Below are 21,975 nucleotides of genomic sequence, written 5' to 3' on the forward strand. Positions count from 1 at the left end.
TCAGCTAAGGAACTGAAATGAAAGCGGCAACCGCTGTAATCGACCGCCGCGCTCTGCGACATAATCTGCAACAGGTGCGCCGTCAGGCGCCGCAAAGTCGCCTGATTGCCGTTGTGAAAGCAAACGCTTATGGACATGGCCTGCTGGAAACAGCGCACACCCTGCAAGACGCCGACTGCTACGGCGTGGCGCGCATTGGCGAGGCGCTGATGCTGCGCTCCGGCGGTATCGTCAAACCGATCCTGATGCTGGAAGGTTTCTTCTGTGCCGAAGACCTGCCGGTGTTGGTGGCCAATAACATCGAAACCGCCGTACACAGCATCGAACAGCTTGAAGCGCTGGAGCAGGCCACGTTGGCGCGCCCGGTGCCGGTGTGGATGAAGCTCGATACCGGCATGCATCGCCTGGGCGTGCGCCCGGAGCAGGCAGAGGCGTTCTATCAGCGTCTGAGCGCCTGCCGTAACGTGGTGCAGCCGGTTAATATCATGAGCCATTTCAGCCGCGCCGATGAGCCTGAGTCGGACACGACGCTCAAGCAAATACAGTGTTTCGAAAGCTTTGCCGCCGGCAAACCGGGGCAGCGTTCGATCGCCGCCTCCGGTGGCACTCTGCTGTGGCCGGATGCGCACAACGAGTGGGTACGCCCAGGCATTATCCTGTACGGTGTTTCACCGATGGAAGGCTCTCAGGGCTGTCAGTATGACCTGCAACCGGCGATGACGCTTAAATCCAACCTGATCGCGGTGCGTGAACACAAAGCCGGTGAATCTGTGGGCTACGGCGGCACCTGGGTTAGCGCAGGTGATACCCGTTTGGGCGTGGTGGCGATGGGTTATGGCGACGGCTACCCGCGCAGCGCACCTACGGGAACGCCTGTGTGGCTTAACGGCCGTGAAGTGCCGATAGTGGGTCGGGTGTCGATGGACATGATGTCGGTCGATCTGGGGCCGGAGGCCACCGATAAGGTTGGCGATGAAGTGGTGCTGTGGGGCCAGGCTTTACCGGTCGAACGAATTGCCGACTGTACCGGCATCAGCGCTTATGAACTGATTACCAAACTAACGCAGCGCGTGTCGATGGAATACATCGGCGAATAGCCTGTGAGGGGCCAGCGCCTGCCGGCCCCAATCAATAACGCGTTATTTCTTTACCGCCAGCCATTGATCGATAATGCTCTGATACTCACCCGTCGCTTTGGACAGGTGCAGCCACTGATCCACATACAATTTCCAGCTTAAATCATCACGCGGCAGCATGTAGGCCTTCTCGCCGTACTGCATCGGTTTTTTGGGATTCACCGCGCACAGTTTCGGAAAACGTTTTTGCTGATACAGCGCCTCGGAGGCGTCGGTGATCATGACATCGGCTTTCTTGTCGACCAACTGCTGGAAAATCCCCACGTTATCATGGGTCAACGTCAGTTTGGCCTTGGGCAGATAGGCGTGCACGAAGGCTTCGTTGGTGCCGCCCGCCGGCTCCAACAGACGCACCGACGGTTTGTTAATCTGGTCGATGGTGCGGTATTTCTTCACGTCGGTGCAGCGTACCAATGGGATCTTGCCGTCGGTATCCAGCATGTCGGCGAAAAATACCTGCCTTTGACGCTGCAGCGTGACGGAGATACCGCCCATGGCGATGTCGCATTTACCGGCGACAAAGTCCGGCGTCAGGGTTTTCCAACTGGTTTTTACCCATTTCACTTTGGCGCCCAGGCTTTTGGCCAGCGATTCCGCCATATCGATATCAATGCCTTCATAGCTGCCGTCTTCTTTCAGGAAGGTATAAGGCTTGTAATCGCCGGTGGTGCACACTTCCAGTGTGCCCTGCTGGATCACCTTATCCAGGTGCGATTGAGCGCTGGCGCTCCCGGCGGCAACCAGCAGTGCGAGAGGTAATAATTTTTTCATCGGCGTCCTTTTTATACATTCGTGGTTTTATGCGCTCTTTAGGCGTTAATTGTCGCTGACTTGCGCGAGTTACCCACTTTTTATGCCATTAGCAGCTGGAAACGTTCGGCATTGCTGCTGTGCGCTTCACAACCTCGGTGGGGGAAGGGTATCCACAGTCAAAAAACTGATAGGCTGTAACGTCAACATTTATTAACACAGTTTACAGGTGGCTATGTACAACATTGACGATTTTGATATGAAAATCCTGACGCTGCTACAGGCCAATGGCCGTCTGACCAATCAGGAACTGAGCGATCTGGTGGGGTTGTCGGCCTCCCAGTGTTCCCGGCGGCGCATCAGTCTGGAGCAGGCACAGCTGATCCGCGGCTACCATGCACGGCTGGCACCGGAGGCCGTCGGGCTGGGGCTGGTGGGGCTGATAGAAGTGAGCCTGACTCACCATGCCCAGGAGCAGATCGACAGTTTCCACCAGATGCTGGAAGAAGTGGACGCCATTCTTGACGCCTATAAAACTACCGGCGATGCTGATTATCTGCTGAAGGTGGCGGTGGCGGACCTGCCGGCGCTGGACGACTTTATCAGTCAGACGCTGTCGCGGCATAAAAGCGTGGCGCATATCAAAACGGCGGTGGTGCTCAACCGAATCAAGGAAAACGGTTTGTTGCCGGTTGCGAGATAAAGCTCAAACTGAACGGCCTTTTCCGTCTATATTAGAGCCTGATACTGTGCCCCCGAACCTAATAATCCAGGAGAACAACCCGTGTTTCAGAACGTTGATGCCTATGCAGGTGACCCGATCCTGTCGCTGATGGAAAAATTCAAAAAAGATCCCCGTTCGCACAAGGTTAACCTGAGTATCGGCCTTTACTATGACGAGCAGGGCATTATCCCGCAGATGAAGGCGGTTGCCGCCGCAGAAGCGCAACTGAGCAGCGTGGATCACGGCGCGTCAGTATACCTGCCGATGGAAGGCCTGCAGCCTTACCGTATTGCCATTCAGCATCTGCTGTTTGGCGCCGAGCACCCGATGTTGCAACAGGAGCGTATCGCCACCATTCAAACCGTGGGCGGTTCCGGCGCGCTGAAGGTCGGTGCCGACTTCCTGAAAAGCTATTTCCCGGATTCGCAGGTGTGGGTCAGCGATCCGACCTGGGAAAACCACATCGCCATCTTTGGCGGTGCCGGCTTCAAGGTCAATACCTATCCCTACTTCGACAGCGAAAGCCTGGGCGTGAAGTTTGACGCCATGCTGAGCGCATTGAAACAGTTGCCGAAGCACAGCATCGCGCTGCTGCACCCGTGCTGCCATAACCCGACCGGCTCTGACCTGACCCATGCCCAGTGGGATGAAGTGGTCAAAGTGATTGCCGAACGTGAACTGATCCCGTTCCTTGATATCGCCTATCAGGGTTTTGGCGGTGGGATTGCCGATGATGCCTATGCCATCCGCACTATGGCTGCGGCCGGTCTGCCATGCCTGGTAAGTAATTCGTTCTCGAAAATCTTCTCGCTGTACGGCGAACGCGTCGGCGGCCTGTCGGTGGTGTGTGAAAGCGAAGAGGCGGCGGGGCGCGTATTGGGCCAGTTGAAAGCCACGGTTCGCCGCAACTATTCCAGCCCGCCGAACTTTGGTGCGCAGGTGGTGGCGAAGGTGCTGAACGATGCGCAGCTGAAAGCCCAGTGGCTGGCAGAAGTGGAAATCATGCGTACCCGCATCCTTGAGATGCGCAAAACGCTGGTGGAAGCGCTGAAGGTTGCTCTGCCGCAGCGTAACTTCGATTACCTGCTGGAACAGCGCGGTATGTTCAGCTACACCGGTTTCAGCGCGGCGCAGGTCGATCGTCTGCGTGAAGAGTTCGGTGTGTACCTGATCCACAGCGGCCGTGTCTGCATGGCCGGCCTGAACCATAACAATGTGCATCAGGTGGCCGAGGCGTTTGCCGCAGTGCAATAATGTTGTTAGGGTTTGAAGTTCGCAAGGGAGCGATAGTGATATCGCTCCCTTTTTGTTGTCGGTTTGCCGCCGGAGTTGCTGCAAACTGGATAGAGAATATACTGATTGAGGGGCGCTCACTCATGTGGCATCAGCAAACGCTAATCCTCAGCGCAAAAGCGCGTGGTTTTCATCTGGTTACCGAAGAGATTACCGACCAGCTAACCCACTTACACCGCCTGCAAACTGGCCTGTTGCACCTGTTGTTGCAACATACCTCGGCCTCGCTGACGCTGAACGAGAACTGCGATCCTACGGTGCGAGCCGACATGGAACAGCATTTCCTGCGTCAGGTGCCAGAGAACGCACCCTATCAGCACGACTATGAAGGGCCGGACGACATGCCGGCGCACATCAAATCCTCTCTGTTGGGCACGTCCCTGACGTTGCCTGTCGGTCACGGGCGACTGATGCTGGGCACATGGCAGGGAATTTGGCTGGGGGAGCACCGCATCCACGGCGGTTCACGCCGTATTGTGGCCACTTTACAGGGGGAATAACCCAATGAATAACACAGCACTGCTGGAATACTGCATGGCGAAGCCGGGCGCGGAACAGAGCGACCAGAACCAGTGGCAGGCCAGTCAGATCAAGGTTGGTGACGTTATGTTCGCCATGGTGTGCGAGGTGCAGGGGCGGCCGGCGCTGGCGGTAAAATCCAGCCCGGAACTGGCGGAGAGCCTGCGGGAACACCATCCGGAGATCGTCGCCTGTGAGCGGCTGAACAAAGCGCACTGGAATACGGTGTTTCTTGACGGCAACCTGCCGAACTCGCAGTTTTATACCCTGATCGACAGTTCATATCAGTTGGTGCTGGAAGGGTTACCTGACCACGTGCGCCAGGAACTGCGCGCTTAAGCGTTGAGGGCAGGCGCACCGCCTGCCTTTTTAATCGCCTATCTTCCTGTCTACCTTTCAAACTGTGATCGTGATTCGAGAATGGGAACGTTCCCGTTTTAATCTGTGCCGGAAACGACTAGGCTTTTTACTCCATAAGCCGCCAGATTAAAGGATGCCGTGAGATGGCCATGAGTGAACAGAAACGCAAGATGATTGCCGGCGAGTTGTATGATGCCGGCGACGAGCTACTGCGCAGCGAGCGTAAGCATGCACGCCAGTTGGTGCACCATTACAACCATTCTTCCCCGGATGAGACTGACCTGCGTAAACAGTGGCTGGCGGAGCTGTTGGGCCAGTATCAGGGGGGAACCATCGAGCCGACTTTTCGCTGCGATTACGGCTACAACATCTACCTGGGTAAGAACTTTTACGCCAATTTTGACTGCGTGATCCTCGACGTGTGCGAAGTGCATATCGGTGATAACTGCATGCTGGCACCGGGGGTGCATATCTACACTGCCACCCATCCGTTGGATGCGGAAACGCGCGTCGGCGGTGCGGAGTTCGGCAAGCCGGTGCGCATTGGCGACAACGTGTGGATTGGCGGTCGGGCGGTGATTAACCCTGGCGTGACTCTGGGGGATAACGTGGTGGTGGCATCCGGGGCGGTGGTCACTAAAGACGTACCGGCCAACTGCGTGGTCGGCGGCAACCCGGCACGGGTGATTAAACAACTGTAAGCAAAAATCGGGCGCCACAATGAATGGCGCCCTTAGAGTTAAGCTCGCAGCGAGTTGATATCCACCACGAAACGGTATTTCACGTCGCTTTTCAGCATCCGCTCATAGGCCTGGTTGATTTGCTGCATCGGGATCAGTTCGATGTCCGAGGTAATACCGTGCTGACCACAGAAATCCAGCATCTCCTGGGTTTCTGCAATACCGCCGATCAGCGAACCGGCGAGGCGGCGGCGTTTCATGATCAGATTAAACACCTGCGGTGACGGGTGATCGTGTTCCGGGGCACCGACCAGCGTCAGGGTGCCGTCGCGGCGCAGCAGGTTAAGGAACGGGTTCAGATCGTGCTGGGCTGCGACGGTGTTAAGAAAAAAGTCGAAGCTGTTGGTGTGCTGCGCCATCTGTTCCGGGTCACGGGAAATGACCACTTCGTGGGCACCGAGGCGTTTGGCATCCTCGACTTTGGATTCTGAGGTAGTGAACAGCACCACATGCGCGCCCATCGCCCGGGCCAATTTGACCCCCATATGTCCTAATCCGCCCAGACCAACAATGCCGACCTTTTTACCGGGGCCGGCACCCCATTGGCGCAACGGGGAATAGGTGGTGATACCGGCGCACAGCAGTGGCGCTACACCGGCCGGATCGAGGTTCTCCGGCACCCGCAGCACAAAGTCCTGGTCCACGGTCATCGCGGTTGAGTAGCCGCCGTAGGTGATGGCACCGGTTTGCCGATCCTGTCCGTTATAGGTGCCGGTAAAGCCGTTTTCACAGTATTGCTCCAGCCCTTCTTCACAGCTCGGACAGCTACGGCAAGAGTCCACCATACAACCCACGCCGACCAAATCGCCGACCTGATAGCGTGAAACATGGCTGCCGACGGCACTCACGCGGCCAACAATCTCGTGGCCGGGCACTACCGGGAAAATTGTGTTGCTCCATTCGTTGCGGGCCTGGTGCAGATCAGAATGGCAGACGCCGCAGAACAGAACGTTGATTTGCACATCGTGGTCGCGCAGGGTGCGCGGCGTGTAATCAAAAGGAACAAGCGCTGACTTGGCATCGTGCGCGGCATAGGCGTGCGTAATGTTCATGGTCACTCCAGTCATCAAAGGGTGGGGAACTACTTCCGGCAGCAGGATGCCGGTGAGACGCGGCCTGGATACAGCAGGTGGCCACAGAGGGAACATTGATGATAAAAGCTGCGAGCGGGGAGGGAAATGCCTGAAAATGTCTAAATCTTGCCTGTTTCTGTTCAATTTGAGCGAAACAGGTAATAGCGCGGGCCGCTACAGGAACGGCCCGCCGGGCAGGGATTACTTCTTCTTCAGTAACGGCTTAAGGAAGCGCGCGGTATGTGAAGCTTCGCAGTTGGCCACGGTTTCCGGCGTACCGGCCACCAGGATCTCACCGCCGCCGCTGCCGCCTTCCGGCCCCAGGTCGACGATCCAGTCCGCGGTTTTAATCACGTCCAGATTGTGCTCAATCACCACGATGGTATTGCCCTGGTCGCGCAGCTGATGCAGCACCGCCAGCAGTTGCTGGATATCGGCGAAGTGCAGACCGGTGGTCGGCTCATCCAGGATATACAGCGTTTGGCCGGTACCGCGTTTCGACAGCTCACGTGCCAGCTTGACGCGTTGCGCCTCGCCGCCGGACAGCGTGGTGGCCGACTGGCCGAGACGGATGTACGACAGGCCCACTTCCATCAAGGTTTGCAGTTTGCGCGCCAATGCAGGCACCGCGTCGAAGAATTCACGCGCCTCTTCGATGGTCATCTCCAGCACTTCGTGAATGCTTTTGCCTTTGTACTTCACTTCCAGCGTTTCGCGGTTATAGCGCTTGCCTTTACAGTGGTCGCACGGCACGTAGATATCCGGCAGGAAGTGCATTTCCACCTTGATCACGCCGTCGCCCTGACAGGCTTCGCAGCGGCCGCCCTTGACGTTAAAACTGAAGCGGCCTGGGTTGTAGCCACGGCTACGCGACTCAGGCACGCCGGCGAACAGTTCACGCACCGGAGTGAAGATGCCGGTGTAAGTCGCCGGGTTAGAACGTGGAGTCCGACCGATCGGGCTTTGATCGATGTCGATCACCTTGTCGAAATGCTCCAGACCGGTCACTTCGCGGAAAGGTGCAGGTTCGGCCAGGGTAGCGCCGTTGAGCTGGCGCTGGGCGATTGGGAACAGCGTGTCGTTGATCAGCGTTGACTTGCCCGAGCCGGAAACCCCGGTAATACAGGTAAACAGCCCCACCGGCAGCGTCAGCGTCACGTCTTTCAGGTTGTTGCCGCGTGCGCCGCTCAGTTTCAGCACCTTGGTCGGATCGGCCGGTACACGTTGCTCAGGAATGGCAATCCCACGTTTGCCGCTGAGGAACTGGCCGGTCAGTGATTCCGGCTGCGCCATGATGTCTTCGACGGTACCTTCTGCCACCACCTGGCCGCCATGCACCCCGGCACCGGGGCCGATGTCGATCACGTGATCGGCGGCGCGGATGGCGTCTTCGTCATGCTCAACCACGATCACCGTGTTACCGAGGTTGCGCAGGTGGATCAGCGTTTCCAGCAGGCGTTCGTTGTCGCGCTGATGCAGGCCGATTGACGGCTCGTCCAGTACGTACATTACGCCCACCAAACCGGCGCCAATTTGGCTGGCCAGACGGATACGCTGTGCCTCACCGCCGGACAGGGTTTCCGCCGAGCGTGACAGCGACAGGTAGTTCAGGCCGACGTTCACCAGGAACTTAAGGCGATCGCCAATTTCTTTCAGCACTTTCTCGGCAATCTGGGCGCGTTGGCCGCTGAGCTTCATGTTCTGGAAGAAGCTCATGGCGTGGCCGATGCTCAGATCGGAGATTTCCGGCAGCGTGGTGTCTTCAACGAACACGTTGCGCGCTTCTTCACGCAGGCGGGTGCCGTGGCACGAGGCGCAAGGACGGTTGCTGATAAACTTGGCCAGCTCTTCGCGTACCGCGCTCGATTCGGTCTCTTTATAGCGGCGTTCCATATTGTGCAGCACGCCTTCGAACGGATGGCGGCGCACGGTGGTATCACCGCGATCGTTGATATATTTGAATTCGATGGTTTCTTTGCCGGAACCGCTGAGCACCGCTTTCTGCACGTTGGCATCCAGGCTGTTGAACGGCGCTTCGACGTCAAACGCGTAATGCTCCGACAACGAGCGCAGCATCTGGAAGTAATAGAAGTTACGGCGATCCCAGCCGCGGATCGCGCCGCCGGCCAGCGAAAGCTCAGGGTTCTGTACCACACGTTCCGGATCGAAGAACTGCTGCACGCCCAGGCCGTCACAGGTCGGGCAGGCACCGGCCGGGTTGTTGAACGAGAACAGCCGCGGTTCCAGCTCGCGCATGCTGTAGCCGCAGATGGGGCAGGCGAAGTTGGCGGAGAACAGCAGCTCATCGGCCTTCTCGTCGTCCATGTCGGCGACGACGGCCGTGCCGCCGGACAGCTCCAGCGCGGTCTCGAACGATTCCGCCAGACGCTGCGACATATCGTCACGCACCTTGAAGCGATCGACCACCACTTCGATAGTGTGCTTCTTCTGCAGCTCCAATTTTGGCGGATCGGAAAGATCGCAGACTTCACCGTCGATACGCGCACGGATATAGCCCTGGGTGGCCAGATTTTCCAGCGTTTTGGTGTGCTCGCCCTTGCGGTCTTTTACCACCGGTGCCAGCAGCATCAGGCGTTTGCCTTCCGGCTGGTTGAGCACGTTGTCCACCATTTGGCTGACGGTTTGCGCCGCCAGCGGCACATGGTGCTCCGGGCAGCGCGGTTCGCCGACGCGGGCAAACAACAGGCGCAGGTAATCGTGGATCTCGGTAATGGTGCCGACCGTAGATCGCGGGTTATGTGAGGTCGATTTCTGCTCGATGGAGATCGCCGGAGACAGGCCTTCAATGTGGTCGACGTCCGGTTTTTCCATCAGCGAGAGGAACTGGCGTGCATAGGCGGAGAGCGACTCGACGTAGCGACGCTGCCCTTCGGCATACAGAGTATCAAAAGCCAGCGAGGACTTGCCTGAACCGGATAAACCGGTGACGACGATCAGCTTGTCACGCGGGATAATCAGGTTGATGTTTTTGAGATTATGGGTCCGAGCACCACGAACTTCGATATTGTCCATTTACACTTCCCGTCTTGATGATACACCGCGCCTGTCTGGGTGATTTACGGACGATTTTGTGATCGAACGCGCAAAAAACCGGCACAGCCAGTACGAAACGCATAATTATGACACAAAAAAACCTGAATGAATATCCAGTATACGAATGCAACAAGGTCGATCGGAACGACAATTCTGGAATAGAATACGCAGTTATCAACACGGGTGTCGTTTCGGGCTGAGCGTGTTAAACTTACTCGTTTATACTGTGTAAAAATCAATCTTCAGGAGAGTTCTCATGGCCAGCAGAGGCGTAAACAAAGTAATTCTGGTCGGGAATCTGGGCCAAGACCCAGAAGTCCGTTACATGCCGAATGGCGGCGCAGTGGCCAACATTACCCTGGCGACCTCCGAAAGCTGGCGTGACAAGGCGACTGGCGAGCAGAAAGAAAAGACTGAGTGGCACCGCGTTGTGCTGTTCGGCAAGCTGGCTGAAGTGGCGGGCGAATATCTGCGTAAAGGTTCCCAGGTGTATATCGAGGGCGCTCTGCAAACCCGTAAGTGGACCGATCAGGCTGGCGTTGAAAAATACACCACCGAGATCGTTGTAAACGTGGGCGGCACCATGCAGATGCTGGGCGGCCGTCAAGGCGGCGGTGCACCTGCAGGCGGTGGTCAGGCTTCCGGTGGTCAGGGCGGTTGGGGTCAGCCTCAACAGCCGCAAGGCGGCAACCAGTTCAGCGGTGGCCAGCAGGCTCGCCCAGCGCAAAACAATGCGCCGGCAGCCAGCAGCAACGAACCGCCAATGGACTTCGACGACGATATTCCTTTCTGATATCAGGTTGTCTAAAGCCGATGAAAAAGCCCCGAAAGGGGCTTTTTTGTTTCTGAAGGAGGCTGCTTCTCGCCAAACTCACTGCCCCACTGGGGCTTGTTGCGGCTTCTCTGCTGCTGGCGCACTTTTGGATTGGTCCATGGCCTGCTGCTTGCGAGTTCGCTGATCCATGATCAGCCGATAAGCGACGTAGTATTTGTAGATATTGCTGACATAGGTCACCGTCTCGGCCCCAATCCGTTCAGCGGCCAGGTATTCCACATTGCCAAACCAGATATTGGGGTTAAAGCCACGTTTCTCCGTTTCCGCTCGCAAACGAGCGATGCGGGCTGGGCCTGCGTTGTAAGAGGCGAATGAGAACAGCACTTTGTCGAGGGGCGTCATCGGCTCGTCTGCGTAGTAGCGGTCAATCATCCAGCGCATGTATTTCACCCCGGCATTGATATTGGGATCCAGTTTGCGGATGTCGCCGACCTTCAGCTCTTTGCCGGTGCCCGGCATCACCTGCATAATACCGATGGCCCCCACCGGGCTGCGGACCGACTGGTTGAGGCGCGACTCCTGATAGCCCTGGGCCACCATCAGTAGCCAGTCCACGTTATAGCGATCGCCATATTTCCTGAACACGTCCACCATCGCCAGAAATTTGGCGCGCTCTTTCTCCGAGGCCGCGTTTTTGACATATTTGGCATTTTTCAGGTAGCGCAACAGAAGGGTGTTACCCAACTTGCTGCCCTGGCGATTCTTCTCTACGAAGCCGTTGAGCAAAGCGAGTAACTGCGGGTTATCCTTGCGCACCGCCCAGGCGATGTCGGCATCGTCACGCAGCACCACATTTTCGTGTATCTGAATTATAGGGAAAACCTGTTTCCAGAACAGAGCCTTATGGCGATCAACCACGATAAGTGGAATGAGGCCGGCACTCAGCATCTCGATCAGATCCTCATCCTCGAGCGCTTCGGGGGCTGTCTCCAGGATAACGGGAGGACGTGATTCCTGGGCAAAGCGCTTATTCAGGGCCACCAGGCTTTCGTGATAGCTCGATGAGAGGCGCACGAATACCGTTTTTCCGGAAAGTTGTTCCAGGTTTTCCACTTTGGGTGAGGAGGGGCCAGAAATCAGCAGTTCCTTCACTTTCGGATAAAGAGCGGTAGTGAATGTCACTTGCTCCTGACGCGCCGGGGTAATGGTGAGGTTGGAGGCAGCAATGTCGCCCCGGCCTTCATTGAGGGCATTGAGTAACTGGTCACGAGCTACCGGCACGAAGATGACGCGCACCTTAAGATGGCGCTGTTTGAGCTTTTTATCCTTCATCAACTTGAGATTAAGGTCGCGCTCGAACTCCATAAATATGTCATGGGTGGCTCCGCGCTGGGTGCCCTTGGTGATAAAGAAAAAGGTTTTGCTGTAAGTCGTCAATACCCGAATCACCCGTCGATCGAGCATGCCTGGCAAATCCCCCAGCCAGGGGCGCATGATGTCGTCCATATTGACCCGGAGCGTCTCTGGTTCTTCCTGATCCTGCGTCTTGTCCTTCATTGGGGCCGCATATACTGAACCGGTGAACAGCAGGGCTGTGAGACACGCCAGGCAGGCGACTAGCAATCTTTGGGAAGAGGTGGCATTCATGGAAGACACTCCGAATGGTGCGTCTTCTCATTGTAGTCAAACTAAAAAAGCCCCGAGAGGGCAATGCTGGTCAGTTAAGGTGATATTGTTCCCTCTCCTTTGGGAGAGGGTTAGGGTGAGGGGATACATACCAACGCGAAAGCCCCTCACCCCGGCCCTCTCCCTCGGGAGAGGGGGACGCCCACTTAAACAACGTCGTACATCCTTATTCAGAACTGTACTTAACTGAACGGCATTACCCGAGAGGGGCTTTTTGTTTTTCTGGGAACATTAAGCCGAGAAGCCGCCGTCGATGCTCAGGCTGGCACCGGTGATATATCCCGCCTCGGGGCCAACCAGATAAGCGACGAAGCTGGCGATCTCTTCGTCCTTGCCGTAACGACCGATCGCCATCATCCCTTTCAACTGCTCGGCGAAATCGCTGTTGTCCGGGTTCATATCGGTATCTACCGGGCCGGGCTGCACGTTGTTGACGGTAATGCCGCGTGGGCCGAGATCGCGTGCCATGCCTTTGGTCAGGCCGACCAGCGCAGATTTACTCATCGCATATACCGCGCCGCCGGCAAATGGCATACGTTCGGCGTTGGTGCTGCCAATATTGATGATGCGACCGCCATCATTCATATGACGCGCGGCTTCCTGACTGGCGACAAACACGCTGCGGACGTTCACCGCCAGAGTGCGGTCCAGATCTTCCAGCGGCAGTTCTTCGGTGCTGCCCATCGCCAGCACACCGGCGTTGTTCACCAAAATATCCAGATTGCCCAGGCTGTTTACTGCCTGGCGCACCGCCTGCTGCAGCGCTGTTGCATCGGCACTGTCGGCCTTGATCGCCAGCGCCTTGCCGCCGGCAGCAGTGATTTCACTCACCACCGCATCGGCTTTGTCGGCAGAGGCGACGTAGGTTAATGCCACAGCGGCACCTTCGCGCGCCAGACGTTTGGCGATGGCGGCACCGATGCCGCGTGAACCGCCCTGAATGAATGCGACTTTGCCTTGCAGAGAGAGAGTTGCGGACATGATGTTTCTCCAGAGTGTGATTTGGTTAATAAAGCTACCGGTTCAGTATCGGAGAAACGCGGATCGGTAACTAGCCACAAAGAGCTATAATCAGCTTAAACCATTGGTTTGAAATCGTCGGAGAAAAATCATGCTTGGCCATCTGGAATGTTTTGTCAGCAGCGCAGAGAGCGGCAGTTTTTCCGCCGCCGGCCGCAAGTTGGGGATCAGTTCTGCCGCAGTGGGAAAGAACGTCACCAAACTGGAGTCGTTGGTGGGCGTGCGACTATTTCAGCGCAATACGCGTAAATTGACGCTGACCGAAGAGGGCGAACGTTTTTTGCAGGAGGTCAGCGGCGGCTTGCTGTCGATCCAGTGTGCGTTGAAAAGTTTGAGTAGCAGCGGTGGGGTTGCTGCGGGAACCTTAAAGGTCAGCATGGGTACCGCTTTTGGCCTGCATTTTGTGCTGCCGATGTTGCCGGACTTTCTGGCACGTTATCCGTCGATTATTCCAGACTGGCATTTTGATAACCGTCAGGTGGATTTGATTGGCGAGCATTTCGATGCGGCAATGGGAGGCGGTATCGAGCTGGCGCAGGGGATGATCGCTCGCGAACTGGCACCGGCACACGGCGTGCTGGTAGCTTCGACGCAGTATTTGCAACAGTACCCATCGCTCCAGCAGCCGGAACAGTTGATGAGTCATGCGGGCATTTTTATTCGCTCACCGCAAACCGGGCGAGTCCGCAACCTGCCGCTGCGCAATGCGGATAACGAGCAGCGAGCGCCGAGCATGACGATAAAAATGACGGTAAACGAGCCGGAAGCGGCGGCACGGGCCGCGGAAATGGGTTTAGGCATTGCGCTGATCAGCATGCCGAACGCGTTACCTTATCTGGAGAGCGGTCGCCTGGTGCGAGTATTGCCAGGCTGGTATGTCGATCGCGGTAGTGTGCACCTGTATTTCCCCACCACCAAATTTCTGCCTACCAAAACCCGGGTGTTCGTCGATTACATCACCGAACAATTCCGCCTGCAGAAGTTGGCGGCTCGGTTTGACGCGCGCTAGAAACGTGAAAAGCCCCTTGCGGGGCTTCATTCTTCCGTCAGTTTACTGTCTGACGATCAGTTGAAGATTTCTGCGGTGCCGTACAGTTTGTTCTGGCCACCGGCGGAGATGATGCGGTAAGAGCTGGCGCCTGATGCTGCGGCTTTGTTGGCCAGTTCAGTTTCCAGCGCGCTCAGGTTAGAGGCACCGCTAACGGATACCACACCGATTTTCTGGGCGTCGGCAGCAGGTTGGCTGGTTGGCTGGTCGGCAGCAACGCTGGCGAAAGAGGCGGTAGTCAGCAGCAGAGCAGTAGCAAAAATTTTGATGTTTTTCATGATTCAATCCTCAGGGTATTTTTTAGGTGAGAGGTTGTTGCCTCTCGATGTGGTAGATAATAGGCTGACGTGGCTGAATAGAAAATCGGAGAGTTTTGATAATCTTTATCAAATAAATTGACTTATTTTTGAGCGGTGCGGCTTGCGCTGGCGTGCTGGAAAAATCGCCACTACCCTTTGAGTAAGCAGAAACCTTAGAGGAGTAAACGGCATGTCAGTCAACGCGTTTATCGGCAGTTGGTCATTGGTGTCTTCTGTCTTCAAAGGGGAAGACGGCAGAGTCAATCACCCGCTGGGCGAGCAGGTGCTGGGTCGCATTAACTACGAGCCCAATGGCACCATGGCGGCGCAGCTCTACAGCGCCACCCGGCCAAGCTTTGCCGCCGACGATCTGGCACAGGGCAGCGAACAGGAGCTCCGCGCCGCCTTTATCAACATGATTTGTTATTTTGGTCGCTATCAGGTGGACGAGAGCGAGCAGCGGGTGGTGCATCAGGTCGAAGGCAGCTCGTTCCCCAATTGGATCGGCAGTCGACAGGTGCGCTTTTATCATTTCTCCGGCGATCTTCTCGAGCTTCGTACGGTACCGCTGCAGTTTGGCAACGGCGTGCAGACAGGCGAATTGGTATGGCAACGGATAGGAGCGCCCTCATGATCATTGTTCACCATCTGAATAACTCGCGTTCGCAGCGTATCCTGTGGTTTTTGGAAGAGTTGAACGTGCCCTATCAGGTGCAGCGCTATCAGCGCGATCCGCAAACTATGTTGGCACCGCCGGAGTTAAAGAAAATTCATCCGTTGGGCAAGTCGCCGGTGATTGTTGATGGCGATCTGACGTTGGCGGAGTCCGGCGCCATTATTGAATACCTGCAGGAAGCCTACGACGCACAGGGGCAGTTTATTCCCACCGACTATCATGCCCGTCAGCAGTACCGGTATTGGTTACATTATGCCGAAGGGTCGTTAATGCCATTGCTGGTGATGAAGCTGGTGTTTAGCCGGTTGGGCCAGCCGCCGATCCCCTGGTTGCTGCGGCCGGTGGCGGGGGCGATTGGTAAAGGCGTGCAGCGTGAATATCTGGACAAACAGATCGCGCCACACTGTGATTATCTGGAACAGCACCTGAGCAAAAACACCTGGTTTGTCGGTAATGAATTCAGCGCGGCGGATATCCAGATGAGCTTCCCGCTGGAGGCGATGGCGGCACGTGGCGCACTGGACGGTTGCCCCAAGCTGCGCGGTTATCTACAGCGCATTCATACGCGTCCGGCCTACCAGCGGGCGCTGGAGCAGGGCGGGCCTTATGACCTGCTGAGCTGAGGCGATGGGCTATACTCGATGAGGTCACCCTTCATCGGAGGTAGCCCATGGCTACGCAAATCTTTGTTAACCTGCCGGTGGGCAATCTGCCCGCATCCATGACATTTTTCACCGAACTGGGCTTCAGCTTTAATCCCCGGTTTACCGATGATACCGCCGCTTGCATGGTAGTTAGCGACAGTATTTATGTGATGTTGCTGACCCACGACAAATTCAAAATGTTCACCCCGAATCCGATTGTCGATGCCAAAAAATCGACCGAGGTTTTGCTGTGTCTGTCGCAGCCCGATCGGGCGGCAGTGGATGCACTGGTGCGCAAGGCGATTGCTGCCGGCGGTAATACCTATAATCAGCCGCAGGATTACGGCTTTATGTACGGTCACGGTTTCCAGGATTTGGACGGTCATATCTGGGAACTGATGTACATGGACGAAAAGGCCGCGCAGGCCCAGTGACCCTTTTTGCCCTCCGAACGGGGGGCTTTCCCATCAGATTTCCCTATGTGACAAATTTCATATTTTCGATAATGATGGGCCTCATTACTTTTCTGCATAAATTGCCGCGATCTTTGGTTGATCAGAGGGTACAGAAGGCTGGATAATCGTTTGCCTTGAATAAACCACCATAAATCACCCGCCTCACGCCATGAGAGTTAATCGTTTGCCTTAATAAGCGCCGCCAATGGGCGACGTGAGTGAAAGACCGAAAAGCAAACGATACCCTACCAAACAGGTGTGGGCGGAATAACAAGCCTTGCAACGGGCTGGCAATGAAACACAGGGGACAGCAAGATGTCGAATTCTCAAGCGAACAACGCCGTTAAACCAAAAGGCGGGCTTGATGGTTATTTTAAAATTTCTGCGCGTGGCAGCAGCGTGCGGCAGGAAGTGGTGGCGGGGTTAACCACCTTCCTGGCGATGGTTTACTCGGTGATTGTGGTACCGAGCATGCTGGGCAAGGCGGGTTTCCCGCCAACGGCGGTGTTTGTCGCCACCTGTCTGGTTGCCGGTCTGGGCTCGTTGCTGATGGGGTTGTGGGCTAATTTACCAATGGCTATCGGCTGTGCGATCTCACTGACCGCCTTTACCGCCTTCAGCCTGGTGCTGGGTCAGCACATCAGCATTCCGGTGGCGCTGGGTGCGGTATTCCTGATGGGCGTGCTCTTTACCATTATCTCGGTCACCGGTATTCGCGCCTGGATCCTGCGCAATCTGCCGATGGGCGTGGCACACGGCACCGGTATCGGCATTGGTCTGTTCCTGTTGCTGATCGCCGCTAACGGCGTGGGTCTGGTGGTGAAGAACCCGCTGGACGGCCTGCCGGTGGCATTGGGTGCCTTCACTTCATTCCCGGTAGTGATGACACTGCTTGGGCTGGCGGTGATTTTCGGTTTGGAAAAACTGCGCGTTCCTGGCGGCATCCTGCTGGTGATTATCGCCATTTCGGTGATTGGGCTGGTGTTTGACCCGGCAGTGAAGTATCAGGGGCTGTTCGCCATGCCAAGCCTGGCGGACGCTAACGGCCATTCGCTGATTTTCAGTCTGGATATCATGGGCGCCTTGCAGCCGGTAGTGTTGCCGAGCGTATTGGCGCTGGTGATGACGGCGGTGTTTGACGCTACCGGCACCATCCGTGCGGTAGCCGGTCAGGCTAACCTGTTGGATAAAGACGGGCAGATCATCAACGGCGGCAAAGCGCTGACTTCGGACTCCCTGAGCAGCATTTTCTCCGGCCTGGTGGGTGCGGCTCCGGCAGCGGTGTATATCGAATCTGCGGCGGGTACTGCGGCGGGCGGCAAAACCGGCCTGACTGCGACCGTGGTCGGTCTGCTGTTCCTGATGATCCTGTTCCTGTCGCCGTTATCTTATCTGGTGCCGATTTACGCCACCGCACCGGCGCTGATGTACGTCGGCCTGCTGATGCTGAGCAATGTCACCAAGCTGGACTTCAACGACTTTGTCGATGCCATGTCCGGCTTGCTGTGCGCGGTGTTTATCGTGCTGACCTGTAATATCGTCACCGGCATCATGCTGGGCTTTAGCGCACTGGTGATTGGCCGTATCTTCTCCGGCGAATGGCGTCGGTTGAATATCGGTACCGTGGCCATTGCCGTGGCGCTGGTGGCGTTCTATGCCGGCGGTTGGGCAATCTGATCGCGCTGGTGTTTCCCCCGTCGCTTCGGCGGGGGATGTTTTATCCCCATTTCTGCTTCAGATAAGTCTCCTTCTGCCGCTACTGCATTTTGAATGGCACAACAAGCTTTAACCGCTGTAAAAAAAGTGATCTACTATCGGGGCATACTCCGGCTATGTGCTGTTGTGGTTTGAACCCTAGAGTCTAAGGAAAGCATGGAAATCTTTTTTACAATCCTCATTTTAATTTTGGTGGTCTCCCTGTCCGGGGTGGTGACGCGCATGTTGCCGTTCCAGGTGCCATTACCGTTAATGCAGATCGGTATCGGGGCCTTGTTGGCCTGGCCGCATTTTGGGCTGCACGTCGACTTTGACCCTGAATTGTTCCTGGTCCTGTTTATTCCGCCGTTGCTGTTTGCCGATGGCTGGAAAACGCCAACCCGCGAATTTTTGCACCACGGCCGTGAAATCCTTGGTCTGGCACTGGTGCTGGTGCTGATTACCGTCGTCGGTGTCGGCTACCTGATTTACGCCATGGTACCGGGCATCCCGCTGGTGGCGGCGTTTGCCCTGGCGGCGGTACTGTCGCCAACCGATGCCGTGGCGCTGTCCGGCATCGTGGGTAAAGGGCGTATTCCCAAGTCGATCATGGGGGTGCTGGAAGGTGAGGCGCTGATGAACGACGCGTCCGGTCTGGTCTCACTCAAATTCGCCATCGCAGTGGCGATGGGCACCATGGTATTTACCGTGGGCGGGGCGACGCTGGAGTTTCTCAAGGTGGCGATCGGCGGCCTGCTGGCCGGTGTGGCGATCACCTGGCTTTACAGTAAGTCGTTGCGCGTCATGAGCCGCTGGAGTGGCGACGACCCGGCAACGCAAATTGTATTCCTGCTTCTGTTGCCGTTTGCCTCTTATCTGATTGCCGAACATATTGGCGTCTCCGGCATCCTGGCCGCGGTTGCTGCGGGGATGACCATCAGCCAGTCCGGCGTGATCCGCAATGCCCCGCTGGCGATGCGTCTGCGTGCCAACAGCGTCTGGGCGATGCTGGAATTTGTGTTTAACGGCATGGTGTTCATCATGTTGGGCCTGCAGCTGCCGGGGATCCTGGAGACCTCCATCTTCCAGGCAGAGCTGGATCCGACCATTCAGACCTGGTACCTGTTTGCCGATGTTGCCATCATCTACGCCGCGTTGCTGGTGTTGCGCTTCACCTGGCTGTGGCTGATGAAAAACGCCAGCCGTCGCTTTATGAAAAAACGGCCGTTGCAGTTTGGCGATTTCACCACGCGTGAACTGTGGGTGGCGTCGTTCGCCGGGGTGCGTGGGGCGATTACGCTGGCGGGTGTGCTGTCCATTCCGCTGTTGCTGAGTGACGGTTCTGCCTTCCCGGCGCGCTATCAACTGGTGTTTATTGCCGCCGGGGTGATCCTGCTTTCGCTGATTGCCGGCGTCATGGCGTTGCCGCTGTTGCTGCGCGGCGTGCAGGTGGCAGATAAGAGCGTCAGCAAGAGTGAAGAGCGGATGGCGATTGCCATGGCGGCCGAAGTGGCGATCGAAAGCATCAACAAAATGGAAGAACGCCTGGCCGTGGATACCGAAGAAAATATCGATCCGCAGATATTGAAAGAGATCAGTTCGCGGGTGGTCGGGACGCTGCGGCGGCGCATCACCACTAAAGGCGATATCGAAAATGCGCTGATGCTGGAAAACCTCGAACGGCGTTTTCGCCTGACGGCGCTGCGTGCCGAACGCGGTGAGTTATATCACCTGCGCGCCACGCAGAAAATCAGCAACGAGACGTTGCAAAAATTATTGCACGATCTCGACCTGCTGGAAGCGCTGTTGATAGAGCGCGAGGGGTAATGCCAATGGGGCCGCAGACGCGGTCCCGTTTATTTCATCGACGGCCAGTAGTCGCGACAACAGGCGATCCAGGCCTGGGCGCTGTGCGACAGGTAGCTGCCCTGACGCCAGATTAACCCCACCTTCCATTCCATGCGTGGCTCCAGCGGCAGCCAAATCAGGTTTTCCTTATCCAGCCATTGGCAGACCGGCTCCGGCAGGGTGGCGATGCCAACCCCGGCCTGCACCATCGACGCCAGAAAATCCCATTGCCCGCTGCGTACCGCAATCTGGGGTTCAAAACCGGCCTGACGGAATGCTGTCATCAGCATCTTGTAGAGCGCGAAGTCCTCGTTATAAAGCAGGATCGGCCAGTTGGCCAACTCGGAGATGTGGATACTGGTACGGTTTAACCAGTGCGGCGTTCGTGGTGCGACCACGCACATGGGGTGGCCGAGCAAGGGCAGAAAGGTCAGTGGCTGAGCGGAACCGACCGGCAGAATGGTCATCGCCAGATCCAGTTCACCGGACATCACCGCCTGTTCAACCGATAGCCCGCCCAGTTCGGAAATTTTGAGTTCGATGCCGGGATAAGTCTGGCGAAACTGCCGGATCAAATCGGCGATCTGTCGGCCGACCATCGGTGGGATGCCCAACCGCAGCACGCCTTTTTTCACCGAGCTGATGTCTTCCAGCTCGGCTTCCAACTGGCGGAATTCATCGATGATGGCCAGACCGCGCTGATATACCGCCTGGCCGCTGTCGGTCAGGTGCAGCCTGCGGCCTTCGCGGATCAGCAAGGTACACTCCAGCTCCTCTTCCAAATGGCGCAGCATCTTGCTGATGGTCGGCTGGGTGACGAACAGTTTTTCCGCCGCGCGGGTAAAGCTTTGCTGGCGCACCACTTCCACGAAGTAGCGCAAAGTGCGGACATCCACGTTGGGTTCTCCTCAGGAACAATACCAGCGGGAAATTATTCCCTGATGGCATGATATTGATGATTTTAATTCATTTCAGGCGGGGTTTCCTGGCTGCGTATACTGTAATCCGTGAATTTTTTGTTTAAGGTCATCTTCCATGTTACTGGCGTTACGCCACGCTGCTCCTTCTTTGCTGGCCCGCTTGCAGGTGCCTGTCCAGGTTGTTTTATACGCGGTGTTATTTTTGATTGCTGACCGGCTGGTGCAGCAGTTCCATTTGCCGCTGCCCGCCAACATTATCGGCATGTTGATGCTGCTGGCGCTGATTTCGCTGCGCATTCTGCCGCTGAACTGGGTCAGGGCCGGTTCGCGCTGGCTGCTGGCCGAGATGCTGCTGTTCTTCGTCCCGGCGGTAGTGGCGGTGGTCAACTATGCCCAGTTGCTGATGGTTGAGGGCTGGAAGATTTTCCTGGTGATTGCCGTCAGCACCACGCTGACGTTGGCCGCAACGGGGCTGGTGGTCGACCGGGTCTATCGACTGGAAGTCTGGTTGCAACGGCGAAAACAGCGCGATGAATGATTTTATCCTGAGCATCGCCTGCTTTGTGGCAACGCTGGCGCTCTATTTCGCCAATAAAAAACTCTACCGCCGCCGTCGAACCTTGCTGTTGATGCCATTGGTACTGACGCCAATGATCCTGGTGCTGTTGCTGGTGGTGACCCATATTTCGTACCAGGATTACATTGGCGAAACGCACTGGTTGCTGTGGCTGCTGGGGCCGGCCACCATCGCCTTCGCGGTACCGGTATACGAGAATCTGCATATTATCCGCCGCCACTGGCTGTCGCTCAGCGCCGGAGTACTGACGGCAGTGCTGGTGGCGGTTTACAGCTCGGTGTGGCTGGCGCGACTGCTGACGCTGCCGGAAGAGGTGCAGCGCAGCCTGGCAGTGCGCTCCATCACCACGCCGTTTGCGCTGGAGGCGGCCAAACAGATGGGCGGGCAGGCAGATCTGGTGGCGCTGTTTGTGGTGATCACCGGGGTGTTCGGCATGGCGGTTGGGGATATTTTGTTCCTGCGGCTGGCGGTGCGCAGCAGTCTGGCGAAAGGCGCCGGGCTTGGGGCGTCATCACACGGTGCCGGTACGGCGAAAGCCTATGAGATGGGGCAGGAAGAAGGGGTGGTTTCCAGCCTGGTGATGATGCTGGCGGGGATTATCACGGTGATTGCCGCGCCGCTGATAGGGCAACTGATGTGGTAAGCCTGCGGCAGCTCGACTGCTCGCGCGTCACTTTCGCCTA

Annotated in this window: 22 protein-coding genes; 15 read left to right on the forward strand and 7 right to left on the reverse strand. The window is 56.8% G+C overall.

The features are described 5' to 3' along the window. Positions 1-17 precede the first annotated feature (17 nt). Positions 18-1,097, forward strand: a complete 1,080-nt coding sequence (gene alr / locus M2406_RS13395; RefSeq protein ID WP_012147142.1) for an alanine racemase — start codon at positions 18-20, stop codon at positions 1,095-1,097. Positions 1,098-1,139: 42 nt separating this feature from the next. Here alr and M2406_RS13400 read toward each other — a convergent pair whose 3' ends face one another. Beyond that, the gene (locus M2406_RS13400; protein ID WP_012147141.1) at positions 1,140-1,907 is read right to left on the reverse strand and encodes a transporter substrate-binding domain-containing protein; all 768 of its coding nucleotides are present in this window, start codon (positions 1,905-1,907) and stop codon (positions 1,140-1,142) included. Between the two features lie 214 nt (positions 1,908-2,121). On the opposite strand from M2406_RS13400, the gene M2406_RS13405 reads away from it, so the two are divergent. The 5 genes from M2406_RS13405 to maa all read left to right on the forward strand — a co-directional run bounded on the left by M2406_RS13405 (position 2,122) and on the right by maa (position 5,483). Beyond that, positions 2,122-2,589 carry an Lrp/AsnC family transcriptional regulator gene (locus M2406_RS13405; RefSeq protein ID WP_012147140.1) on the forward strand — a complete coding sequence of 156 codons (468 nt, stop codon included), beginning with the start codon at positions 2,122-2,124 and terminating at the stop codon, positions 2,587-2,589. An 81-nt stretch (positions 2,590-2,670) separates the two neighbouring features. Next, positions 2,671-3,864: an amino acid aminotransferase gene (locus M2406_RS13410; protein WP_259190316.1), complete on the forward strand. Its 1,194-nt coding sequence runs from the start codon at positions 2,671-2,673 to the stop codon at positions 3,862-3,864. Positions 3,865-3,986: 122 nt separating this feature from the next. After that, the gene (locus M2406_RS13415) at positions 3,987-4,403 is read left to right on the forward strand and encodes a secondary thiamine-phosphate synthase enzyme YjbQ (protein WP_012147138.1); all 417 of its coding nucleotides are present in this window, start codon (positions 3,987-3,989) and stop codon (positions 4,401-4,403) included. A 4-nt stretch (positions 4,404-4,407) separates the two neighbouring features. Next, positions 4,408-4,761, forward strand: a complete 354-nt coding sequence (locus M2406_RS13420; protein WP_012147137.1) for an MmcQ/YjbR family DNA-binding protein — start codon at positions 4,408-4,410, stop codon at positions 4,759-4,761. A 164-nt stretch (positions 4,762-4,925) separates the two neighbouring features. Further along, entirely contained in the window at positions 4,926-5,483 is a 558-nt protein-coding gene (maa, locus tag M2406_RS13425) for a maltose O-acetyltransferase (RefSeq protein ID WP_012147136.1), read from the forward strand. A gap of 38 nt (positions 5,484-5,521) precedes the next feature. Here the strand turns inward: maa and M2406_RS13430 are convergent, their stop codons facing one another. Both M2406_RS13430 and uvrA read right to left on the reverse strand, forming a co-directional pair. Then, entirely contained in the window at positions 5,522-6,574 is a 1,053-nt protein-coding gene (locus M2406_RS13430) for an NAD(P)-dependent alcohol dehydrogenase (protein ID WP_259190319.1), read from the reverse strand. Positions 6,575-6,796: 222 nt separating this feature from the next. Continuing rightward, positions 6,797-9,628 carry an excinuclease ABC subunit UvrA gene (gene uvrA / locus M2406_RS13435; protein ID WP_012147134.1) on the reverse strand — a complete coding sequence of 944 codons (2,832 nt, stop codon included), beginning with the start codon at positions 9,626-9,628 and terminating at the stop codon, positions 6,797-6,799. A 277-nt stretch (positions 9,629-9,905) separates the two neighbouring features. Between uvrA and ssb1 the strand changes: the two genes are divergently transcribed. Beyond that, positions 9,906-10,442 carry a single-stranded DNA-binding protein SSB1 gene (ssb1, locus tag M2406_RS13440; RefSeq protein WP_017894189.1) on the forward strand — a complete coding sequence of 179 codons (537 nt, stop codon included), beginning with the start codon at positions 9,906-9,908 and terminating at the stop codon, positions 10,440-10,442. 78 nt (positions 10,443-10,520) lie between these two features. Here the strand turns inward: ssb1 and M2406_RS13445 are convergent, their stop codons facing one another. Both M2406_RS13445 and M2406_RS13450 read right to left on the reverse strand, forming a co-directional pair. Next, on the reverse strand, positions 10,521-12,071 hold the full coding sequence (locus M2406_RS13445) for a lytic transglycosylase F (RefSeq protein WP_259190322.1): 1,551 nt from the start codon (positions 12,069-12,071) through the stop codon (positions 10,521-10,523). Positions 12,072-12,341: 270 nt separating this feature from the next. Then, positions 12,342-13,091: a 3-oxoacyl-ACP reductase family protein gene (locus tag M2406_RS13450; RefSeq protein ID WP_012147131.1), complete on the reverse strand. Its 750-nt coding sequence runs from the start codon at positions 13,089-13,091 to the stop codon at positions 12,342-12,344. Between the two features lie 130 nt (positions 13,092-13,221). Here M2406_RS13450 and M2406_RS13455 point away from each other — a divergent pair, with 130 nt between their 5' ends. Beyond that, a complete protein-coding gene (locus M2406_RS13455; protein WP_259190323.1) occupies positions 13,222-14,139 on the forward strand; it encodes a LysR family transcriptional regulator in 918 nt (305 codons plus the stop codon). 56 nt (positions 14,140-14,195) lie between these two features. Here the strand turns inward: M2406_RS13455 and M2406_RS13460 are convergent, their stop codons facing one another. Continuing rightward, positions 14,196-14,456 (reverse strand): YdgH/BhsA/McbA-like domain containing protein, encoded by a 261-nt coding sequence (locus tag M2406_RS13460; RefSeq protein WP_012147129.1) that lies wholly within the window; start codon positions 14,454-14,456, stop codon positions 14,196-14,198. Between the two features lie 211 nt (positions 14,457-14,667). Here M2406_RS13460 and M2406_RS13465 point away from each other — a divergent pair, with 211 nt between their 5' ends. The 5 genes from M2406_RS13465 (at position 14,668) to M2406_RS13485 (ending at position 19,774) form a co-directional block, all read left to right on the forward strand. Beyond that, complete coding sequence (locus tag M2406_RS13465) at positions 14,668-15,111, forward strand: lipocalin-like domain-containing protein (protein ID WP_012147128.1); 444 nt, start codon at positions 14,668-14,670, stop codon at positions 15,109-15,111. After that, a complete protein-coding gene (locus M2406_RS13470) occupies positions 15,108-15,776 on the forward strand; it encodes a glutathione S-transferase family protein (protein WP_012147127.1) in 669 nt (222 codons plus the stop codon). Before M2406_RS13465 ends, M2406_RS13470 begins: the two co-directional genes overlap by 4 nt. Before the next feature lie 47 nt (positions 15,777-15,823). Next, positions 15,824-16,231 (forward strand): VOC family protein, encoded by a 408-nt coding sequence (locus M2406_RS13475; RefSeq protein WP_012147126.1) that lies wholly within the window; start codon positions 15,824-15,826, stop codon positions 16,229-16,231. 336 nt (positions 16,232-16,567) lie between these two features. Next, positions 16,568-17,929: an NCS2 family permease gene (locus tag M2406_RS13480; RefSeq protein ID WP_012147125.1), complete on the forward strand. Its 1,362-nt coding sequence runs from the start codon at positions 16,568-16,570 to the stop codon at positions 17,927-17,929. A 195-nt stretch (positions 17,930-18,124) separates the two neighbouring features. Further along, positions 18,125-19,774 carry a Na+/H+ antiporter gene (locus tag M2406_RS13485; RefSeq protein ID WP_259190327.1) on the forward strand — a complete coding sequence of 550 codons (1,650 nt, stop codon included), beginning with the start codon at positions 18,125-18,127 and terminating at the stop codon, positions 19,772-19,774. Positions 19,775-19,803: 29 nt separating this feature from the next. Here the strand turns inward: M2406_RS13485 and M2406_RS13490 are convergent, their stop codons facing one another. Next, positions 19,804-20,691, reverse strand: coding sequence for a LysR family transcriptional regulator (locus M2406_RS13490; protein WP_259190329.1), 888 nt, complete (start codon positions 20,689-20,691; stop codon positions 19,804-19,806). A gap of 139 nt (positions 20,692-20,830) precedes the next feature. On the opposite strand from M2406_RS13490, the gene M2406_RS13495 reads away from it, so the two are divergent. Together M2406_RS13495 and M2406_RS13500 are read left to right on the forward strand one after the other, a co-directional pair. Next, positions 20,831-21,253 (forward strand): CidA/LrgA family protein, encoded by a 423-nt coding sequence (locus tag M2406_RS13495; protein WP_259190331.1) that lies wholly within the window; start codon positions 20,831-20,833, stop codon positions 21,251-21,253. Then, positions 21,246-21,935, forward strand: a complete 690-nt coding sequence (locus tag M2406_RS13500; RefSeq protein ID WP_012147121.1) for an LrgB family protein — start codon at positions 21,246-21,248, stop codon at positions 21,933-21,935. The genes M2406_RS13495 and M2406_RS13500 overlap by 8 nt, the downstream gene beginning before the upstream one ends. The last annotated feature ends 40 nt before the right edge of the window (positions 21,936-21,975 follow it).

The sequence above is a fragment of the Serratia sp. BIGb0163 genome (genome assembly GCF_024809935.1).
GTDB classification, from domain to species: Bacteria; Pseudomonadota; Gammaproteobacteria; order Enterobacterales; family Enterobacteriaceae; genus Serratia; species Serratia quinivorans.

Excerpts from the sequence above, each read along its gene's own strand:
- alr (WP_012147142.1), top strand. The coding sequence starts at position 18 with ATGAAAGCGGCAACCGCTGTAATCGACCGCCGCGCTCTGCGACATAAT.
- M2406_RS13400 (WP_012147141.1), bottom strand. The coding sequence starts at position 1,907 with ATGAAAAAATTATTACCTCTCGCACTGCTGGTTGCCGCCGGGAGCGCC.
- M2406_RS13405 (WP_012147140.1), top strand. The coding sequence starts at position 2,122 with ATGTACAACATTGACGATTTTGATATGAAAATCCTGACGCTGCTACAG.
- M2406_RS13415 (WP_012147138.1), top strand. The coding sequence starts at position 3,987 with ATGTGGCATCAGCAAACGCTAATCCTCAGCGCAAAAGCGCGTGGTTTT.
- M2406_RS13420 (WP_012147137.1), top strand. The coding sequence starts at position 4,408 with ATGAATAACACAGCACTGCTGGAATACTGCATGGCGAAGCCGGGCGCG.
- maa (WP_012147136.1), top strand. The coding sequence starts at position 4,926 with ATGGCCATGAGTGAACAGAAACGCAAGATGATTGCCGGCGAGTTGTAT.
- M2406_RS13430 (WP_259190319.1), bottom strand. The coding sequence starts at position 6,574 with ATGAACATTACGCACGCCTATGCCGCGCACGATGCCAAGTCAGCGCTT.
- uvrA (WP_012147134.1), bottom strand. The coding sequence starts at position 9,628 with ATGGACAATATCGAAGTTCGTGGTGCTCGGACCCATAATCTCAAAAAC.
- ssb1 (WP_017894189.1), top strand. The coding sequence starts at position 9,906 with ATGGCCAGCAGAGGCGTAAACAAAGTAATTCTGGTCGGGAATCTGGGC.
- M2406_RS13445 (WP_259190322.1), bottom strand. The coding sequence starts at position 12,071 with ATGAATGCCACCTCTTCCCAAAGATTGCTAGTCGCCTGCCTGGCGTGT.
- M2406_RS13450 (WP_012147131.1), bottom strand. The coding sequence starts at position 13,091 with ATGTCCGCAACTCTCTCTCTGCAAGGCAAAGTCGCATTCATTCAGGGC.
- M2406_RS13455 (WP_259190323.1), top strand. The coding sequence starts at position 13,222 with ATGCTTGGCCATCTGGAATGTTTTGTCAGCAGCGCAGAGAGCGGCAGT.
- M2406_RS13460 (WP_012147129.1), bottom strand. The coding sequence starts at position 14,456 with ATGAAAAACATCAAAATTTTTGCTACTGCTCTGCTGCTGACTACCGCC.
- M2406_RS13465 (WP_012147128.1), top strand. The coding sequence starts at position 14,668 with ATGTCAGTCAACGCGTTTATCGGCAGTTGGTCATTGGTGTCTTCTGTC.
- M2406_RS13470 (WP_012147127.1), top strand. The coding sequence starts at position 15,108 with ATGATCATTGTTCACCATCTGAATAACTCGCGTTCGCAGCGTATCCTG.
- M2406_RS13475 (WP_012147126.1), top strand. The coding sequence starts at position 15,824 with ATGGCTACGCAAATCTTTGTTAACCTGCCGGTGGGCAATCTGCCCGCA.
- M2406_RS13480 (WP_012147125.1), top strand. The coding sequence starts at position 16,568 with ATGTCGAATTCTCAAGCGAACAACGCCGTTAAACCAAAAGGCGGGCTT.
- M2406_RS13485 (WP_259190327.1), top strand. The coding sequence starts at position 18,125 with ATGGAAATCTTTTTTACAATCCTCATTTTAATTTTGGTGGTCTCCCTG.
- M2406_RS13495 (WP_259190331.1), top strand. The coding sequence starts at position 20,831 with ATGTTACTGGCGTTACGCCACGCTGCTCCTTCTTTGCTGGCCCGCTTG.
- M2406_RS13500 (WP_012147121.1), top strand. The coding sequence starts at position 21,246 with ATGAATGATTTTATCCTGAGCATCGCCTGCTTTGTGGCAACGCTGGCG.